The sequence below is a fragment of the Chromatiaceae bacterium genome (assembly GCA_016714645.1).
GTDB lineage: Bacteria > Pseudomonadota > Gammaproteobacteria > Chromatiales > Chromatiaceae > M0108.
This window is the reverse complement of record JADKCI010000002.1, coordinates 707,654-725,268: the sequence shown is the minus strand read 5'-3', so window position 1 is coordinate 725,268 and position 17,615 is coordinate 707,654. Positions and strand designations below refer to the sequence as shown.

At 64.3% G+C, this 17,615-nt stretch carries 19 protein-coding genes and 2 pseudogenes; 6 read left to right on the top strand and 15 right to left on the bottom strand.

Annotation, left to right across the window (positions count from 1 at the left end; translation table 11 throughout):
• Nucleotides 1-49 precede the first annotated feature (49 nt).
• The 4 genes from IPN92_10300 to IPN92_10285 all read right to left on the bottom strand — a co-directional run bounded on the left by IPN92_10300 (nucleotide 50) and on the right by IPN92_10285 (nucleotide 2,884).
• Entirely contained in the window at nucleotides 50-403 is a 354-nt protein-coding gene (locus IPN92_10300; protein ID MBK8638648.1) for a DUF2750 domain-containing protein, read from the bottom strand.
• 64 nt (nucleotides 404-467) lie between these two features.
• On the bottom strand, nucleotides 468-1,544 hold the full coding sequence (gene hemE / locus IPN92_10295; protein MBK8638647.1) for a uroporphyrinogen decarboxylase: 1,077 nt from the start codon (nucleotides 1,542-1,544) through the stop codon (nucleotides 468-470).
• Between the two features lie 116 nt (nucleotides 1,545-1,660).
• Nucleotides 1,661-2,530, bottom strand: coding sequence for an isocitrate lyase/PEP mutase family protein (locus IPN92_10290; protein MBK8638646.1), 870 nt, complete (start codon nucleotides 2,528-2,530; stop codon nucleotides 1,661-1,663).
• 156 nt (nucleotides 2,531-2,686) lie between these two features.
• Nucleotides 2,687-2,884 carry a hypothetical protein gene (locus tag IPN92_10285; GenBank protein ID MBK8638645.1) on the bottom strand — a complete coding sequence of 66 codons (198 nt, stop codon included), beginning with the start codon at nucleotides 2,882-2,884 and terminating at the stop codon, nucleotides 2,687-2,689.
• A 430-nt stretch (nucleotides 2,885-3,314) separates the two neighbouring features.
• Here IPN92_10285 and IPN92_10280 point away from each other — a divergent pair, with 430 nt between their 5' ends.
• The 5 genes and pseudogenes from IPN92_10280 (at nucleotide 3,315) to soxZ (ending at nucleotide 8,299) form a co-directional block, all read left to right on the top strand.
• Nucleotides 3,315-4,358: an AAA family ATPase gene (locus tag IPN92_10280; GenBank protein MBK8638644.1), complete on the top strand. Its 1,044-nt coding sequence runs from the start codon at nucleotides 3,315-3,317 to the stop codon at nucleotides 4,356-4,358.
• 2 nt (nucleotides 4,359-4,360) lie between these two features.
• Nucleotides 4,361-5,629: a hypothetical protein gene (locus IPN92_10275; GenBank protein ID MBK8638643.1), complete on the top strand. Its 1,269-nt coding sequence runs from the start codon at nucleotides 4,361-4,363 to the stop codon at nucleotides 5,627-5,629.
• Nucleotides 5,630-5,719: 90 nt separating this feature from the next.
• Nucleotides 5,720-7,216 carry a M48 family metallopeptidase gene (locus tag IPN92_10270; protein ID MBK8638642.1) on the top strand — a complete coding sequence of 499 codons (1,497 nt, stop codon included), beginning with the start codon at nucleotides 5,720-5,722 and terminating at the stop codon, nucleotides 7,214-7,216.
• 245 nt (nucleotides 7,217-7,461) lie between these two features.
• A pseudogene (gene soxY / locus IPN92_10265) lies at nucleotides 7,462-7,930 on the top strand (thiosulfate oxidation carrier protein SoxY).
• 54 nt (nucleotides 7,931-7,984) lie between these two features.
• On the top strand, nucleotides 7,985-8,299 hold the full coding sequence (soxZ, locus tag IPN92_10260; GenBank protein ID MBK8638641.1) for a thiosulfate oxidation carrier complex protein SoxZ: 315 nt from the start codon (nucleotides 7,985-7,987) through the stop codon (nucleotides 8,297-8,299).
• Between the two features lie 77 nt (nucleotides 8,300-8,376).
• Here the strand turns inward: soxZ and IPN92_10255 are convergent.
• Nucleotides 8,377-9,221: pseudogene (locus IPN92_10255) on the bottom strand (lysophospholipid acyltransferase family protein).
• A gap of 254 nt (nucleotides 9,222-9,475) precedes the next feature.
• Here IPN92_10255 and IPN92_10250 point away from each other — a divergent pair.
• Nucleotides 9,476-9,907 carry a rhodanese-like domain-containing protein gene (locus IPN92_10250; protein ID MBK8638640.1) on the top strand — a complete coding sequence of 144 codons (432 nt, stop codon included), beginning with the start codon at nucleotides 9,476-9,478 and terminating at the stop codon, nucleotides 9,905-9,907.
• Nucleotides 9,908-9,942: 35 nt separating this feature from the next.
• Here IPN92_10250 and iscX read toward each other — a convergent pair whose 3' ends face one another.
• The 10 genes from iscX to IPN92_10200 form a co-directional block, all read right to left on the bottom strand.
• Nucleotides 9,943-10,146, bottom strand: a complete 204-nt coding sequence (iscX, locus tag IPN92_10245) for a Fe-S cluster assembly protein IscX (GenBank protein MBK8638639.1) — start codon at nucleotides 10,144-10,146, stop codon at nucleotides 9,943-9,945.
• Nucleotides 10,147-10,270: 124 nt separating this feature from the next.
• Entirely contained in the window at nucleotides 10,271-10,609 is a 339-nt protein-coding gene (gene fdx / locus IPN92_10240) for an ISC system 2Fe-2S type ferredoxin (protein ID MBK8638638.1), read from the bottom strand.
• A complete protein-coding gene (gene hscA / locus IPN92_10235; protein MBK8638637.1) occupies nucleotides 10,606-12,480 on the bottom strand; it encodes a Fe-S protein assembly chaperone HscA in 1,875 nt (624 codons plus the stop codon). The genes fdx and hscA overlap by 4 nt, the downstream gene beginning before the upstream one ends.
• A gap of 44 nt (nucleotides 12,481-12,524) precedes the next feature.
• Nucleotides 12,525-13,070 (bottom strand): Fe-S protein assembly co-chaperone HscB, encoded by a 546-nt coding sequence (gene hscB / locus IPN92_10230; GenBank protein MBK8638636.1) that lies wholly within the window; start codon nucleotides 13,068-13,070, stop codon nucleotides 12,525-12,527.
• Nucleotides 13,071-13,084: 14 nt separating this feature from the next.
• Nucleotides 13,085-13,408, bottom strand: a complete 324-nt coding sequence (gene iscA, locus IPN92_10225) for an iron-sulfur cluster assembly protein IscA (protein MBK8638635.1) — start codon at nucleotides 13,406-13,408, stop codon at nucleotides 13,085-13,087.
• 106 nt (nucleotides 13,409-13,514) lie between these two features.
• Nucleotides 13,515-13,895: a Fe-S cluster assembly scaffold IscU gene (iscU, locus tag IPN92_10220; protein ID MBK8638634.1), complete on the bottom strand. Its 381-nt coding sequence runs from the start codon at nucleotides 13,893-13,895 to the stop codon at nucleotides 13,515-13,517.
• 66 nt (nucleotides 13,896-13,961) lie between these two features.
• Nucleotides 13,962-15,176 (bottom strand): IscS subfamily cysteine desulfurase, encoded by a 1,215-nt coding sequence (locus IPN92_10215; protein ID MBK8638633.1) that lies wholly within the window; start codon nucleotides 15,174-15,176, stop codon nucleotides 13,962-13,964.
• A 26-nt stretch (nucleotides 15,177-15,202) separates the two neighbouring features.
• Complete coding sequence (locus tag IPN92_10210) at nucleotides 15,203-15,709, bottom strand: Rrf2 family transcriptional regulator (protein ID MBK8638632.1); 507 nt, start codon at nucleotides 15,707-15,709, stop codon at nucleotides 15,203-15,205.
• A 211-nt stretch (nucleotides 15,710-15,920) separates the two neighbouring features.
• The gene (cysE, locus tag IPN92_10205) at nucleotides 15,921-16,727 is read right to left on the bottom strand and encodes a serine O-acetyltransferase (protein MBK8638631.1); all 807 of its coding nucleotides are present in this window, start codon (nucleotides 16,725-16,727) and stop codon (nucleotides 15,921-15,923) included.
• A gap of 52 nt (nucleotides 16,728-16,779) precedes the next feature.
• Entirely contained in the window at nucleotides 16,780-17,571 is a 792-nt protein-coding gene (locus IPN92_10200; GenBank protein ID MBK8638630.1) for an RNA methyltransferase, read from the bottom strand.
• Nucleotides 17,572-17,615: the final 44 nt, after the last annotated feature.

Below are 17,615 nucleotides of genomic sequence, written 5' to 3'. Positions count from 1 at the left end.
GCGCGGGGGGATAGGATCGACGCACCCAGGCCGCACGCCCCAAAGCCCCCTACTCCAGATCCGCCAGCAACTCCTCCGGGTCACAGACAATGCCCTCCCCGTCGGCGCTCGGCTCCAACATCAGCAGCCGCCCGGCCTTGGCCATGCCCGGGAGCCAGACCCCGCGCAATTCGGCGAGCTTGACCCGCTCGGGCTGGCAGTCCGCCCAGTCGGCAGTGGCCAGGACCTGGGCGTCCGCGGGGCTGGACCAGAAGGGGAAGCAGGGCCCCTCCTCATCATGAAAGGCGACATAGCCGCCCTCCCCCCTCAGGGTCCACAGGGCCCCAGCCGCCTGGGCCCGGGTTAGAAAGCCGGCGTAACCCTCGTCGGCGCCGGTAACTTCTTGGATCGTTTCCTTGTTCATGTCCCCTACCCCGCTCAAGGCTTGAGTGCCTTCTGATTGATCCACTCAGCCCCCCACGGGCTCCTTACCCGCCCACGCCCCCATGATAGGGCCGGCTCAGTTCATGGACGGCCGCCACCAGGGCGGCGGCGTGATCCGGCTCCACATCGGGATGGATGCCGTGGCCGAGATTGAAGACATGTCCCGTGCCCGGGCCATAACTGGCCAGGATGGCGGCGACTTCGGCGCGGATGCGTTCCGGGCTGGCATAGAGTAGACAGGGATCCATATTGCCCTGCAGGGCCACCCGACTACCCACCTGCTGGCGGGCGTCGGCCAGATCGGTCGTCCAATCAAGGCCCAGGGCGTCACAACCACTGCCGGCCATGGCCTCCAGCCACTGGCCTCCGCCCTTGGTAAAGAGGATGACGGGGACCTTGCGGCCCTCGGCCTCGCGGGTCAGGCCGGCGACGATGCGGGCCATGTAGGCCAGGGAGAAGTCACGGTAGTCGCGGGGGGTCAGGGAGCCGCCCCAGGTGTCGAAGATCATCAGGGCCTGGGCGCCGCTGGCGACCTGGGCATTGAGGTAGTGGGTCACGGCCTCGGCGACGACGGCGAGCAGCTCGTGCATCAGCTCCGGCTGGTCGAACATCATGGCCTTGCTGCGCGCGAAGGCCTTGGAGCCGCCGCCCTCGACCATGTAGGTGGCCAGGGTCCAGGGGCTGCCAGCAAAGCCGATGAGGGGCGCGCGCCCGTCCAACTCGCGGCGGATCAGGGACACGGCGTCCATGACGTAACCCAGATCGGTCGCCATATCCGGCACCCCCAGCCGCCGCACATCCTCCCGAGTGCGTATCGGGCGCTCGAAATGGGGCCCCTCTCCCTCGGTGAAATAGAGACCCAGGCCCATGGCATCGGGCACCGTGAGGATGTCGGAAAAAAGGATGGCCGCATCCAGCGGGAAGCGCTCCAGGGGCTGCAGGGTGACCTCGCAGGCCAGTTCCGGATTCATGCAGAGGTCCATAAAGCTGCCGGCGCGGGCGCGACTGGCGCGGTATTCCGGTAGATAGCGGCCGGCCTGGCGCATCATCCAGACGGGCGTGTAGTCCACGGGCTGCCGCTGCAGGGCGCGCAAAAAGGTATCGTTTTTGAGTTGGATCACGTGGCTGGATTCCGGGCGGTGGTGGCAAGGGGAGGTTTTTTTGTTCCGGGTGGGAATTCTACACCCAGGCGAGCCCGAAATTAGCCTTAGCCGCGACGCTGGCCCGCGTGGGCGGATTAGGACGGAGACTCGCCTTCGTAGTGTTCCAGCAAGCGATGGTAAGCCCCGAAGCCAACAATCTCGCGCAGGGTGGCGAAATCGACCCGGCGCGCGGGGACACGGCCCGCCTTGAGGTCCGCCAGGGCCTCGCGCATGGCGAAGACGGCGCTGCTGAGGAGGGTCAGGGGATAGGCGGCGATCTTGTAGCCCATCGCGGCGAGGACGGCCGGTGGTAGCAGGGGGGTTACCCCCTCCTCCAGCATATTGGCCATCTTGGGGCCGGGCAGGGCCTGGCAGAAGGTCCGCATCTCGGCCTCATCCTCGGGGGCTTCCAGAAAGAGGATGTCGGCGCCGAGATTGGCAAAGGCCTGCAGGCGCCACAGGGCCTCGTCCAGGCCGTGGCTGGCGCGGGCGTCGGTACGGGCCATGATGAGGATGTCGGCGCCCGCCTCCCGGGCCTCCACGGCGGCGCGGATGCGGGCGCAGGCCTCGGCGCGGGTCACCACCGCCTTGCCTGGGGTGTGGCCACAGCGCTTGGGGGCGACTTGATCCTCGATCATGATGCCGGCGAAACCGGCGCGGGCGTAGCCCTCCAGGGTGCGGCGGACATTGACGGCATTGCCGTAGCCCGTGTCGCCATCGGCGATGATGGGGATGGTGACGGCCTCCAGGATCGAGCGGCCCTGGTCGAGCATCTCGCCGTAGGAGATCAGGCCCGTATCCGGCCGCGCGAGCCGGGCGGCGGCCACGGCGAAGCCGCTCATGAAGGTGGGGGCAAAGCCGGCCTGTTCGACGAGACGGGCGGAGAGGCCATCGAAACAGCAGGGCATCAAGAGGAAATCAGGACCGGCGAGAAGCTGGCGGAGACGATCGGCTTGGGGGTTCATGGGGACCTGGGCCCTGCTGTCTCCCGCCCGCACCGGTTGCGCCGGATCGATGCGAACGGGAATGCCACGGCAATTCGCCAGGCGCAAAAAAGGGCGGGGTTCGCCCGCCCTTTTGGCTTAACCTCTCCGTGACGAGAAGCTATCCGGAGACCCGCGTCATTCCTTGACCCAGTCACCAAAGTTATCGGTGGTTTTCTCCTCGCCATCGGCATAGCCGGCCTCGTAGGCCTCGGTCAGGCGCTGCTCCTCGCGCTTAGGGTTCAGCAAAAACCCACATTGCCAACCCTGAATGTACTCGTCATCGACACCCATCTGCTCCATTTTGGTGACGGCGTCGTAGTAAAACTGGTTCATTTTCCTGTCTCCGAGCTATAGCGATGATGAGGTCAAAGCCTCCGAAACTTATGTTTTTTTCGCGGTTTAACAGTAACGGTGATCTCGCGTCGGATCCAACCTGTCCCGCACCGCTCCGCGTGCATCTCGTCGCTGGGCAACTTCCCGGGTTTTTTAACCGAGAAATGCGCCTCGCCAAATCAGACCGAGGGTCCACCCCGGACCCAACCTCGCCACCGCCACCGGGGCCTCTTCCCCAATCCAGTCAGGGTCCCAGGTGCGCGCGAGGCGGAAGAGACATAAGAATACTTCGTTTTTCTAATAGGCGCCACTCCTACGAGACCGCTCGGAAATCCATGACAAATTGGCTTGCGATGACCAGACGAGAGCCTTATTTTGCCAGGAATCCCGGCATCCTCCCCCAACCTCTCACTAGCCTGACACCAACGCCATGCGCCCTGCCCACTTGATTCGCGTCCTCGATCGGGAATTCACGAGTACCCCCCAGGGTCATCACACCCCCGTCATGCTCTGGGGGCCGCCCGGCGTCGGCAAGTCACAGATGGTGGCCCAGATCGCCGCCCGTCACGGGACGCCCATGATCGATATCCGTCTGTCGCAAATGGAGCCCAGCGACCTGCGCGGCATCCCGTTTCGCGTTGGCAACAAGGTCGAGTGGGCGATTCCGGCCCTCCTGCCCAACCTGGAGTATCACGGCCCCAGCGGCATCCTCTTCCTGGACGAGATCACCTCGGCCCCCCCGGCGGTGTCCGCCGCCGCCTATCAACTGATCCTGGACCGCCGCCTGGGTGAATACGAGGTACCGGAGCACTGGGCCATCTTCGCCGCTGGCAACCGCCAGGGCGACCGGGGGGTCACCTATGCCATGCCGGCGCCCCTGGCCAACCGTTTCTCCCACTTCGAGGTGGACACCCACCTGGACGACTGGGTCGCCTGGGCCTATGCCCACGAGATCGACGAGCGCGTCATCGCCTTCCTGCGCTTCCGCCCGGAGTTGCTGTTTGACTTCGACCCCGCCCATAACCCCATCGCCTTCCCCACGCCCCGCTCCTGGGAATTCGCTCACCGCGGGCTGCGCAAATTTGAGGATGACGCCGATCTCCTGCAGGGCGCCCTCCAGGGCTGCGTCGGCCCAGCGGCGGGTATCGAGCTGAACGCCTTTATCAATAGTCTGGACCGGATGCCGGACCTGGATGCCATCCTGCGCGGCGAGGAGGTACCGGTGCCACGGGAGATCGACCTCCAGTACGCCGTCGCCGCCGCCCTGGTGGGCAGGGCCATTCGCGCCCAGGCCGAGCCCGAGGGTACCGAAAAGATCAGCCATATCCTGGCCTATGCCGGGCGCTTCCCCCAACGGGAAATGGGGGTCATGCTGGTCTCCGACCTGCACCGCGCCATTGGTAACCGGCTGTTCGAGGCCCCCGCCTTTGGCAACTGGGCCCAGTCCATCTCCGACCTCATGCTCTACGCCTGATGATGGACGCGCAACGCCAGGCCATCGAAATCAAGCTGGCCGCGGCCCGCACCCGGCTGATCCTGGATAAGCCCTTTCTCGGTGCCCTGGCCCTGCGGCTACCCATCAAGGCAGCGGACCCGGATTGGTGTCCCACCACCGCCACGGATGCCCGCGCCTTCTACTACAACCCCGACTACATCGCCGCCCTGAGCCTGGACGAGACCCAGTTCGTGCTCGCCCACGATGCCCTGCACTGCGCCCTGTCGCACTTTGCCCGCCGCCAGCACCGGTTGCGGCGCAAATGGGACCTGGCCTGCGATCACGCCATCAATCCCCTCCTGATCGAGGATGGTCTGACGCCACCCGCCGCGGCCCTGCACAATCCCCGTTTCAAGGGCCTGACGGCGGAGGAGATCTACCCGCTGCTGGAGGAAGAGGACGACGCCGAGACCCTGGATCGGCACGTCTATGACGCGGACAACCAGCGGGGTGGCCACCGGTCCGGCCTGTCCGAGAGGGATCTCGACCCGTCCAACCAGGGGGACGAGCCCCATCCAGAAACCGGCGAACAGGGGGGCGGTAACCAACCCCAACCCGGGGAAGGCCAAGCCCAGGAGCGGGCGGATGGCGCCCCCCAACCCAACCCCCTCAGCCCCGACGAGCAGACGGACCTGGCCGTGCAATGGCATCAACGGACCGCCGGCGCGGCTCAACAGGCCCTGCATCATGGCAAACTCGGCGGCGAGATGGCGCGCCTCATCGAGCGGTTGCTCCAGCCCCAGGTCCCCTGGCGCCAACTCCTGGCACGCTTCATGAGCGCCACGGCCCGCGATGATTTCAGCTACAGCCGTCCCTCCCGGCGCGAGGGCGATTTCATACGGCCGGCCCTGCGTAGCCAACAATTGGAACTGGTGGTGGCGGTGGATATCTCGGGTTCCATCAAGGATGCGGAGATCCAGGAGTTCATCGGCGAGATCGATGCCCTCAAGGGCCAGGTCCGCGCCCGCGTCACCCTGCTGGCCTGCGATGCCTGCCTCTGCCCCGGTTCGCCCTGGTTCTTCGAGCCCTGGGAGGAGTTTCGCCGCCCCGAGGAGATGCAAGGAGGGGGTGGCACCTCCTTCCAGCCGGTCTTCGAATGGGTGGAGCGGACCGGCATCCACCCGGACCTGCTGGTCTATTTCACCGATGCCGAGGGTGAGTTCCCGCTTCAGGAGCCGAATTTCGCGGTGATCTGGCTCGTCAAGGGCCAGGCCAAGGTGCCCTGGGGACAACGTATTCAGCTCAATTGACGGCTTCCCTGCTTTTTCCATTCTCCCGGCCTGGCTCCGGGGGCATAATCGAAGGGAAATCCTGTCCCTCGGCGCCGGTCCCCCTGACCCATGAAAAGTCTGCCTTGCCTTAGCCGCTTCGCTCCCGCCCTCCTCGCCAGTCTGCTGATAGCCTGGGCCAGTGCGCGGGCGGATGACCCTTATAAGCTGCCGGATTTTGGCAGTTCCGCGGACACCGTCATGACGGGTGCCCAGGAGCGGCAACTGGGCAAGGCCTTCATGCGCAGCGTGCGCAAGGCCCTGCCCGTGCTGGACGATCCTCTCTTGACGGATTATCTCGAGGATCTGGGGGAACAGCTGGTGGCCTCCTCCGAGGCCAGCGGGGGCAGCTTTACCTTCTTTTTCATCGATCAACCGATGGTCAATGCCTTTGCGGGCCCCGACGGACAGATCGGGGTCTTCGCCGGTCTGGTGACCACCTCCGAGACCGAGTCGGAACTGGCGGCGGTCATGGCCCATGAAATTGCCCATGTCAGCCAGCGCCATTTAATGCGGTCCATTGAGGACCAGCAAAAGATTGCCGTCCCCGCCACCTTGCTCATGATTGCCGCCGCCATCCTGGGGGCCCAGGTGGACGCCAACGCGGGCATGGCCGCCATCGCCAGCATTCAGGGTCTGGCCCTCCAGCGCCAGATCAACTTCACCCGCCACAATGAGGAAGAGGCGGACCGCATCGGCATCTCCACCCTGGCGGACGCGGGTTATGACCCCTTTGCCATGCCGGGCTTCTTCGAGCGGATGAGCAAATCCAGCCATACCAGCGACACCAGCGCCCCGGAATTTCTGCGGACCCATCCGGTCAACCCTAACCGTATCGCGGACGCCATGGCCCGCGCCGAGCACTATGGCTACAAGCAGAAGGCCGACGACCTGCGCTTCCATCTGACCCGCGCCCGCCTCCGGGAACTGGGTTTCAAGGACCCGGAACGGGCCGTCGCCCATTTCAAATCCAACCTGAACGCGGGGCGGGTCCGCAATCGCACCGCCGAGACCTACGGCCTGGCCCTGGCCCAGTTACGCGCCGGCCAGACCCAGGAGGCCCGTCGCCTCGCCACCGAATTGGTCAAGGAACAGCCGCATCTGGCGGAATTCATTGTCCTGGATGCCCGTATCGATACCAAACTTGGCGCCAATGACGAAGCCATCCATAAACTCCAGTCCGCCGTGGGCCTGAATCCGGATAACCGGCCCCTGCGTGTCGCCTATGCCGAGGCCCTCATCGGGGGCGGCAAGGCCGAACGCGCCCTGGCCACCCTGGAAGGCGCCGCCAGGCAGAGGCCTGGGTCGGCCTCCATGTATCAATTGATGTCGGATGCCGCCCTCAAATCGGGCAAGAAGGCCGCCACGCACCGCTACCGGGGGGAGTCCCTTTACCTCAAGGGTGATCTGGAGCCGGCCATCCACCAAATGCAATACGCCCTGCGCACGCCGGGGATCGGCTTCCACGAGGCATCCGAGATCCAGGCCCGGCTTGACATCCTGGAGGAGGAGCAGGAAGAGGCGGAAAAGGATAAGTCGAAATTCAAGTCCAAGAAGGAGGAGCGCTAGCATCCGGACGCTGCTCGGTCAGTGGGCGCCGGATGGCTGCTCGCCTTGACCAAAATCGTTTTGCAGCCGGGAGTGGCTGGGGTAATCTAGCCCGTGATTCAGGTCAAACAGGGTCCGCGGACGCGGTCTACCGCCACGACCCGCTCCCCGCCCCGGCGGCCCATCGCCACCGGACTTAAGTCAGCCGGATCCTTCGTCGGTATCCGGGACCTCCACCTCATGACAATGCTCGACAGGAGACTTTCATGATCGACGCAAAACGCAGAATTCTGCTCAAGGGCTCCCCTGGCCGCCAGCGCCGTCGGCGCGGCAATCGGGGCCGGTCTTTTGTCGCCCCGCCTGGTGCTGGCCGCCTGGCCCGAGGCGGCCTTCAACGCCCAAAACCTGGACGACGCCCTCAAGGGCCTGCTCGGCAGTGCCGCTCACGAGCCCAGCGACAAGATCGACCTCAAGGCCCCGGACATCGCGGAAAATGGCGCCGTGGTCCCGGTCACGGTCGAAACGACCCTGGAGGGCGCCACCTCCATCACCTTGGTCGCCTCTGGCAACATGATGCCCCTGGTCGCCTCCTTCGAGTTGGGCAAGGGCACCCTGCCCTTCATCTCCACCCGCATCAAGATGGGTAAGACCGCCAACCTGATCGCCCTGGTCAAGGCCGGCGACAAGGTCTATAGCGCTTCCAAGGAAGTCAAGGTCACCGTCGGCGGTTGCTGATACCGGCTCATGGTCGGGTCACCCACAACGAATATGATTGCGAGGTAGCAGAGCATGGCATCCCAGATGAAAATCAAAGCCAAGATCAAGGGCGATGTGGTCGAGGTCAAGGCCCTCATGACCCACCCCATGGAAAACGGCATGAGCAAGGATAAGGAGTCGGGGGAAGTCATCCCGGCCCATTTCATCCAGAACGTCGTCGCCAAGGTGGGCGATCGTACCCTCCTCACCGCCCTCTGGAGTGGCGGCGTTTCCAAGAATCCCTATCTGTCCTTCAAATTCACCGGCGCGGCCAAGGGTGAGAAGGTCGAGATCTCCTGGACCGACAACAAGGGCGCGACCGAGAGCGAGACCGCCGAGATCGAATAGCTGGCTGCTTGAATGGCGAGGGGATTGGACCGTATCCCGCCGTACCCCTCGCCTCTCGCCTCTCGCCTTGCGGCCGGTCAGCGGGGCCCATGATAGGGATGTGGGCCACCATCGGGACGTGTCCGAAAGCGTTTATAAGACCAGACATACTGTTCCGGGCAAATCGCCACGCAGGCCTCCACGCCCCGATTGAGGGCCTTGGCCGCCGTTTCGTCATCCTCCGCCTCCACCCCCTCCGGCGCCGGCAGGCAATGCAGGGCGAAGCCCCTACCCCAGGGCAAACGGCGGGCGAAGAGAAAGACCACGGGCGCCCCCGTCTTGCGTGCTAGCCGATTGACCAACAGCATGGTCAGGGCCGGCACGCCGAAAAAGGGCGCGAAAACGGAGCCTTTTTCTGCCTTCGGCTCCTGATCCGGCAGTATCCCCAGATATTCCCCGCGCCGGAGGGCCTGGAGCAGACGGCGAATCCCCGCATTATCCGTGGGCACGAGATCGGCCCCACCGCGTGCCCGCGCCTGACGCACCAGGACGTCTCCCAGCGGCTGGGGCTTGTAGAGGGTGGTGGTGGGACCGCGGGTGGAGAGATAAAGCCCCGCCAACTCCCAGGCCCCCAGGTGGGGTGAGAGGACGATCAGGCCCGGCCCTGGCCGCGCTCCAGCCATTCGAGACCATGCGTCTCCCGGATCAGGGCCAGAACACGGGGCACGGGACGGAGCAGGAGATAGGCGATCTCGATGAAGGTCTTCGACTCCTCGCGAAGGGCACGGTTGCGGAAGCGCCGGGTCTCCGCCTCACTCCAGTCCGGTCGGCAGAGCCGCAGGTTGGCGAGGGCGTTGCGGCGCTGCTTATTAGGGATCAGCACCAGCAGGGTGCCGGTCAGCCACCCCAGGGCCTGGGCCGCGCCGAAGGGCAAAAGGGCCATACCGCGCGCCACACCCTCAAGGAGCCATTCCTTCCAGGCGGGGGAGGTTCGCCGCCCCGAGCGGGCCGGGGGGATCAAGTTAGCCCCCACGGCCTGGTCCCGGGGGTTGGATTCCTTGAATTCAGCATCAATCATCTAAGCAGGCCAGAAAAGGCTGACGGCAACTCTGCGATCCGGGGCTACCATCGCCCCAACACGCACCCTGGACCAGAAAGATAACCGAAAAAAGACCCAGCACCAAAGGAACCGACGATATGACCGAACCACAGCATCCCAAGGAATTGACCCCCCAGCAGGCCTGGCAGATGCTCCAGGAGAATCCGACCGCCCTGCTGGTGGATATCCGCTCCACCATGGAGTACCTATTCGTGGGGCACCCCTCGGGGGCCGTTCACGTGGCCTGGATCGACGAACCCGAATGGACCGTCAATCCCCATTTTGATACGGAAATCCGCAAACTGCTGCTCGGCGGCGCCGTCTGCTCCGAGGACAATCCCTGCACCCCGGTCATTCTCATCTGCCGCAGCGGCAAGCGCTCACACGAGGCCGGCAAGGCCCTGATCGCCGCCGGCGTCCGCAATGTCTTCCACATCGACGAAGGTTTCGAGGGTGTTCTGGACGAGCACCATCACCGGGGCACCGTTGGGGGCTGGCGTTACCGGGGTCTGCCCTGGGAGCAATGCTGATCTCGGGTATGGGACCCGCGCCAACCAGCGCGGGGTTATTCTTCCCGCTCTTCCAGCCAGGCCATCTGAATGGCCTCAAGAATCTTCTCGCCGGTATGGGCGGGGTCGTCTTCGAAATCCGGCAGGGCCTGCACCCATTTGCTCAGATCGACGAAATTAACCCGGCGCGGGTCGGCGTCCGGGTAGGTTTCGTCCAAGGCAATGGCGATGTCCAGGGTGTCCGTCCACTTAAGGGCCATGGCTTCTCCTAGGTTCAAGGAACCAAGCTGATTGAACTTGACCGAGGCTGAGGAGGATCAATACCGCCCAGGATTGCCGGCCCCGGCCCCGGCTACCGCCGGGGAGCAAGGCCGCCAGATCCGGCTAATGATGCTCCGACACCATATTGATGGTGTACTTGGGTATCTCGATGACGAGATCTTCATCCCCGACCTTGGCCTGGCAGCTTAGGCGCGACTCAGGCTCCAGACCCCAGGCCTTATCGAGCAAATCCTCCTCGACCTCGTCGGCCTCTGGCAGGGAATCAAAACCCTCGCGAATGATGACATGACAGGTGGTGCAGGCGCAGGACTTTTCGCAGGCATGCTCGATATCGATGCCTCCGGCCAAGGCGGCGTCGCAAATGCTGACACCAGGCTCGGACTCGATAATGGCCCCCTCGGGACAAATCTCCTCATGGGGCAGAAAAATCAACTTGGTCATGATTGAAACTCCTCGACCTTGTGTCCGGCCATCGCGCTTTGGATGCTCCGATTCATGCGGCGCTCCACATAGAAACCGCAAGTGCGATCCAGGTTCTCCATGGCCGCCTTGAGGGTTTCCTCATCCTCGCCCGTCAGTCTGAGTTCCAGTTCCGCCAGGGCCTGGTCGATGCGTCCCCGCTCCTCCACCGACAAGAGGGCCTCGCCATCCCTGGTCAAGGCGGCCTGCAGGGCCGCGACGGTGCGCTGGGCCTCCACGCGCTGTTCCCGCAGGCGCCGGGCCTCCATGTCCTCGCTGGAATGGGTCAGGGATTCGCGCAACATGGACTCGATCTCGCCATCGGTCAAGCCATGGGAGGGTTTGACTTCCACCCGGGCTTGCACGCCGCTGGTTTGTTCCACCGCCGACACATTCAAGAGGCCATCGGCATCGACCTCGAAAGTCACCCGGATCCGGGCGGCCCCGGCCACCATGGGGGGGAAACCCCGTAGCTCGAAACGGGCCAGGGAGCGGCAATGGGCAACCAGATCCCGCTCGCCCTGCAGGATATGCAAGGCCATGGCCGTCTGACCATCCTTGAAGGTGGTGAATTCCTGGGCGCGAGCCACCGGGATGGGGGTATTGCGCGGCACGATGCGCTCGACCAGGCCGCCCATGGTCTCCAGCCCCAGGGACAGCGGGATGACGTCCAGCAGCAGCATGTCGCTATCGGGCTTGTTTCCCGCCAGGACATCGGCCTGGAGGGCGGCGCCCAGGGCGACGACCCGATCGGGGTCCAGGTCCACCAAGGGGGTCATGCCAAAGAAGAGCCTTACCCGCGTACGCACCCGCGGCACGCGGGTAGCACCCCCTACCATGACCACGTCCTTGATCTCCTCGACCTTGAGTCCGGCATCGCGCAGGGCGCGGCGGCAGGCGGCGATGGCGCGGGAGATGAGGGGGTCGATGAGGTCATCGAAGGTATTCCGGTCGATCTCGCCTTCCCAGTGTCGGGCATCAGGCAGGGCGATACGCAGGGGGGCCTTGTCCTGGTCCGTCAGGCGTTCCTTGGCGTCGCAGGCGTCGCGCATGAGGCCACGCAGGATCCGGTGATCGGCCTCATCGCCAATCCCGGCCTGGGCCATGATCCACTCCGCCAGGAGCAGGTCCATGTCATCGCCACCCAGGGCGGAGTCGCCGCCAGTAGCCAGGACCTCGAAAACACCCCGGTGCAGGCGCAGGATGGAGATATCGAAGGTGCCGCCGCCCAGATCGAAGACGGCGTGGATACCGTCCGCCTCCCGGTCCAGCCCGTAGGCAACCGCCGCCGCCGTCGGCTCGTTGAGCAGACGTAACACCTTGAGGCCAGCCAGGCGGGCGGCGTCCTTGGTGGCCTGGCGCTGGGGCTCGTCGAAATAAGCGGGGACCGTAATGACCACACCGGCCAGGTCACCGCCGAGGGCGAACTCGGCGCGCTGGGCCAGGGCCCGGAGGATCTCGGCGGAGGCCTCCACCGGACTGATATCCCCGGCGCGGGTGCGGATGCGCGGCACTGCCGTATCGGTACGCACGAATTCATAAGGCAAGCGGGTGCCCAGGCCACGGACCTCTTCAATGCCACGACCGATGAGACGCTTGGCGGAGGCCAGGGTGTTAAGGGGGTCCTCGGCCGCCGCAGCCTTGGCGGCGTGACCCACGACCAGACCCTCCTCGGCATAACGCACCACCGAGGGCAACAGATGGCGTCCCTCCCGATCCGGCAGGGTCTCGGGCCGGCCGCTACGCACGGTGGCGATCAGGGAGTTGGTCGTCCCCAGGTCGATCCCGGCGGCAAGCCGGTGCTGGTGTGGGGCGGCGGAGCGGCCCGGCTCCGCGATCTGAAGCAATGCCATGGATTCTCTCGGTCAGGAGGCAAGGGATAAAAGGTTAAGGCAGATCAGAGGGCCTCGTCGAGTTCGGCCTCAAGGGCCTCAGCCTCGGCCTCGCATTTGCGCACGAACTGGAGCTTGCGGATCAGTTCCCGCGCAGCCTCCGGGTCCAGGCCCGAGACAGGCTCCAGGAACACCGCCAGTTGGGTGATCAGATAGAGGGACTGGCGGGAGAGCCGATCCCGCACCGCCGCGAGGCCCGCGAAGGGATCAGACGCGTCGCGAGCGGCGGCCAGGGCCTCGCGCAGTTCCATCTGCTCCAGGAGAAAGGCCATGTCCTTGGTCGTTTCCTGGTCATTTCCCTGGTCGCCCGTCAGCAGGGTCAGAAGATAGCGGGCCCGTGCCAGGGGATCCTTGAGAGTTTGATAAGCCTCGTTGACCCGGGTGGAGGCCTGCAGGGAGAGGCGTTTTTCCCGATCCCCCGCCGTGGCATAAAGATCCGGGTGGACGGTCTGACGCAGCCGCAGATAACGCTCGGACAACTCATTCAGGTCCAGCGCGAAACGCTCGGGTAAGCCAAACAGCCTGAAGTGGTTTTGGTGTAAGTCGAACATCCGGGCATCCAGGCTCAGATGTTGAAGCTTTCGCCGCAACCACAGGCGTCCTTGACGTTCGGGTTGTTAAATTTAAAGCCCTCGTTGAGCCCTTCCCGGGTGTAATCGAGTTCAGTGCCATCCAGATAGAGCAGGCTTTTAGGATCCACGATCACCTTGACGCCCAGGGACTCGAAGACCTGGTCCTCGGGCTTCAGCTCATCCGCGAATTCGAGTACATAGGCCATGCCCGAGCAACCCGAGGTACGTACTCCCAGGCGGACCCCAAGGCCCTTCCCACGATTTTCCAGGTAGCCGCGCACATGCTTGGCGGCGGCCGAAGTCATCGAAATCCCCATGTCCGTTACTCTCCCGACCGCCATGCTGCCACGGCGACACTGCAAAATTCAGCCAGGGGTGGAGATGGGATCAGCCACCCAACCCCTGGCTTTGCCGCCAAGCCCATCAGACCCGCTTCCGCTCGAAATCGTGGATCGCGGCCTTGATGGCATCCTCCGCCAGCACCGAACAGTGAACCTTGACCGGCGGCAGGGCCAGTTCATCGGCGATCTGCTGGTTTTTGATCTCCAGGGCCTCGGCCAGGGTCTTACCCTTGACCCACTCGGTCAAGAGGCTGCTGGAGGCAATGGCGGAACCGCAACCGTAGGTCTTGAAGCGGGCATCCTCGATAACCCCGGCGTCGTTGACCTTAATCTGCAGGCGCATCACATCGCCGCAGGCCGGGGCGCCCACCATGCCGGTGCCAACACTCGGATCGGTCGTATCCAGATTGCCCACGTTGCGGGGGTTTTCGTAGTGATCCAGAACCTTCTCGCTGTATGCCATTTCAATTCACCTCTCTAGGGAGCGGCGACCGGGGGAACTCCCAGGACGCCGCAAATGGGGTAGTCCTCAATGCGCCGCCCACTGCACCGAACTCAGGTCAACGCCATCCCGGTACATGTCCCACAGGGGCGAGAGCGACCGCAAGCGGGTGACCTGATCACGGATCTTGGTGATGGCGTAGTCCACCTCTTCCTGGGTGGAAAACCGCCCCAAGGAAAAGCGAATGGAGCTGTGGGCCAGTTCATCCTCACGGCCCAGGGCGCGCAGCACATAGCTGGGCTCCAGGCTGGCGGAGGTGCAGGCGGAACCGGAGGAGACCGCCAGGTCCTTGAGGGCCATGATGAGGGATTCACCCTCGACATAGGCGAAACTGACGTTCAAATTACCGGCTACCCGACATTCTTCGTCACCATTGAGGTAAACCTGCTCCAGATCGCGAACGCCATCCCAGAGGCGATGACGCAGCCCCAGGACCCGCTCGTTCTCGGTGGCCATCTCCAGACGCGCCAGGCGGAAGGCCTCGCCCATACCCACGATCTGATGGGTAGCCAGGGTACCGGAGCGCATGCCGCGCTCGTGACCACCGCCGTGCATCTGGGCCTCCAGGCGCACCCGGGGCTTGCGCCGCACATAGAGGGCGCCAATGCCCTTAGGGCCGTAGGTCTTGTGGGCGGAGAAAGACATCAGATCGACCTTGGTGGTTTCCAGATCGATAGGCACCCGACCGGTGCTTTGGGCGGCATCCACATGGAAGAGGATGTTGCGGTCACGTGTCATCTCGCCAATAGCCTGGATGTCCTGGATCACGCCAATCTCGTTATTGACGTGCATCAGGGAGACCAGGATGGTGTCACCCCGCAGGGCGTCCTCCAGCTTGGCCAGATCGATGAGACCATTGGGCTCGGGGTCCAGATAGGTGACTTCGAAGCCCTCGCGCTCCAACTGGCGGCAGGTATCCAGGACCGCCTTATGCTCGGTCTTACAGGTAACGATGTGCCGGCCACGTTTTTGGTAGAAAGTGGCCGCGCCCTTGATGGCCAGGTTATCCGACTCGGTCGCCCCGGAAGTCCAGACGATCTCCTTGGGATCGGCGTTGACCAGGGCCGCGACCTCGCGGCGCGCCTGGTCGATGGCATCCTCGGCCGCCCAGCCGAAGGCGTGGGATCGCGATGCGGCGTTGCCAAAGTTGCCGTCCATGGTCAGGCAAGCGCACATCTTCTCGGCCACGCGGGGATCCACTGGGCTGGTGGCCGAATAGTCCATGTAAATGGGTAATTTCATCTCTCACTCCGTAACCAGTAGAACCCTTAAATGCCCGCGGCCATTCGCGAGACTCCGCCACGGACGGGGGGGAGGACCCGCCGCTCCAAGGTCGTGGCGGTGCCACGCCGACGCTCGATCATTTTTTGTACCTGTTTGCGATCGACCAGGTCCTGGAGACTGACCCCCTGCAGGTAACCCCGAATATGGTCGCTCAGATCCTGCCAAAGGGAGTGGGTCAAACAAACACCCCTGGACTGGCAGTCCCCTTCCCCACCACAGCGGGTGGCGTCCAACTGCTCGTCCACCGCCGCGATGACCTCACCGACAAAGATGGTGGCAGGATTACGCGCCAGCTTGTAGCCCCCGCCCGGCCCTCGCGTGCTGACCACCAGGGCCTGCTTGCGCAAGGGCGCAAAAAGTTGCTCAAGATAGGACAGGGATATGCCCTGGCGGCGCGCTATGTCCGCAAGAATAGTCGGTTTTTCTCCCGCATGGATCGCCAGATCCATCATGGCGGTCACCGCGTATCGTCCCTTGGTAGTCAGTCTCACGGCCTTTGCCACTCCTAGTCGTTCATCTTGGTTAGCAGCCTACAATAACCAAGTAATTCGGTCAAGTATTCTCGATGCGGAGGTGGGGACTGGCTCCTACTTTGGCAAGGGCACGCAGAATAGCGCCGAAAATCCGGGGCCGCCAGCAAGATGACGAAGGGACTGGGCCGGAGCCATCATCCCGGCCTCAGAACCCTGAACGGGTAGGCGACTAGGAACCCGGTGTTGACTCGGGAGGCCGGGAGTCCCTGTCCGACTCGCCGTCATCGGCGGTGGAATCAATCTCGCGGACATCCAGGTCGGGTAAGCGGCTAAAGTGGTCCGTAATACCCTGGCGTTCCAGGGCGGCGGCCATGGCCTCTAGTCGCTTGTCCATAAGGTGGATGTGATCAAGCATGCAATTCACGGCATGGGCTACCGGGTCCGGGGTGTCGCGGGTGGCGCCATAGGCATCAAAGCCGATCCGCTTGGCAGTGTTGGCGCGGCGCTCTGCCTCCGCGCTGGTGGGCCGTTCAACGAGGCGGCCAGGAACTCCCACCACCGTGCCGCCAGGCTTGACCGATTTATTCACCACGGCGTTGGAACCGATGCGGGCGCCCTCGCCAATCTCGATGGGGCCCAGCACCTTGGCGCCCGCGCCAACCACCACGTCATTGCCCAGGGTGGGATGACGCTTGCCCTTTTCCCAACTGGTGCCACCCAGGGTAACGCCATGATAGAGGGTGCAGTCATCGCCAATGACTGCCGTCTCGCCAATCACCACCCCCATGCCGTGATCGATGAAGAGGCGCCGGCCGATATGGGCGCCCGGATGGATCTCGACCCCGGTAAAGAGCCGCGCCACATTGGCGATAATGCGCGCCAGCCACTTGAAGTTGGCACGCCACAACCGATGGGTGAGGCGATGAGCCATCACGGCATGGAGGCCGGGATAGGTGGTCAGGATCTCGAAGGCATTGCGGGCAGCGGGATCGCGGTCGAGGATACAAACGATGTCCTCTCTGAGCCGTGCAAACACTGGTCAGCTCCCAATACATAATCTCTAGTTGAGGTGCCGGGCAGGGCCAGCCTCAACCGGCGGTGCCGCCATCCCTGGGCTGGCGGCGGAAGCGCTCGGGATCCTTGCGACCCTGAGCCGCGCTCAGGATACCACGCAGGATGTTGATCTCGGTCCAGTCCGGGCGGGCGCGATGGAAGAGGCGCCGCAGCCGGCGGCTCAGCTTAGCCGACTGCTCGGGATCAGCGAAGCCGATCTCCACCAGGGTTTGCGACAGATGAACGTGGAAACCCTCCAGGGCTTCCGCCGTGGCCAGGTCACGATCCTCCCGCGGCAGGGTCTCGCCCCGCCCCTCGCGATACCGCTGGCGGATTTCATAGGCAAAGACCTGGGCCGCCGCGCCCAGATTGAGGGAGCTGAAATCGGGGTTGGTCGGAATATGCACCAGGAAGTGGCAGAGGGCCAGTTCCTCGTTGGTGAGTCCGGAACGCTCCCGGCCCAGGACCAGGGCCACCGGGCCATCCTGGGCCTCCCCCAGCAAACGGCGGGCGCACTCGGGCGGTTCGAGCAGGGGCCATTCCACCGCGCGCAACCGGGCGCTGGAGCCAATCACCAGCCGGCAGCCGGCGATAGCATCCGCCAGGCTGGCGTGGATACCGGCCCGCGCCAGGAGGTCATCGGCGCCGGCGGCACGGGCCAGGGCCTCGGCGTCGGGTGGGGTCTTGGGGCGCACCAGGTGGAGCTGACTCAGGCCCATGGTCTTCATGGCCCGGGCGGTGGCGCCCAGGTTGCCGGTGTGGGTGGTCTCGACCAGCACGAAACGAATGCGATCCAGGAGGGGTGGGCTGTCCATCTTCATAACCATGAAACTTCAGAAGAAGATCGCTACATTGTCAAGCTTTAATGTAA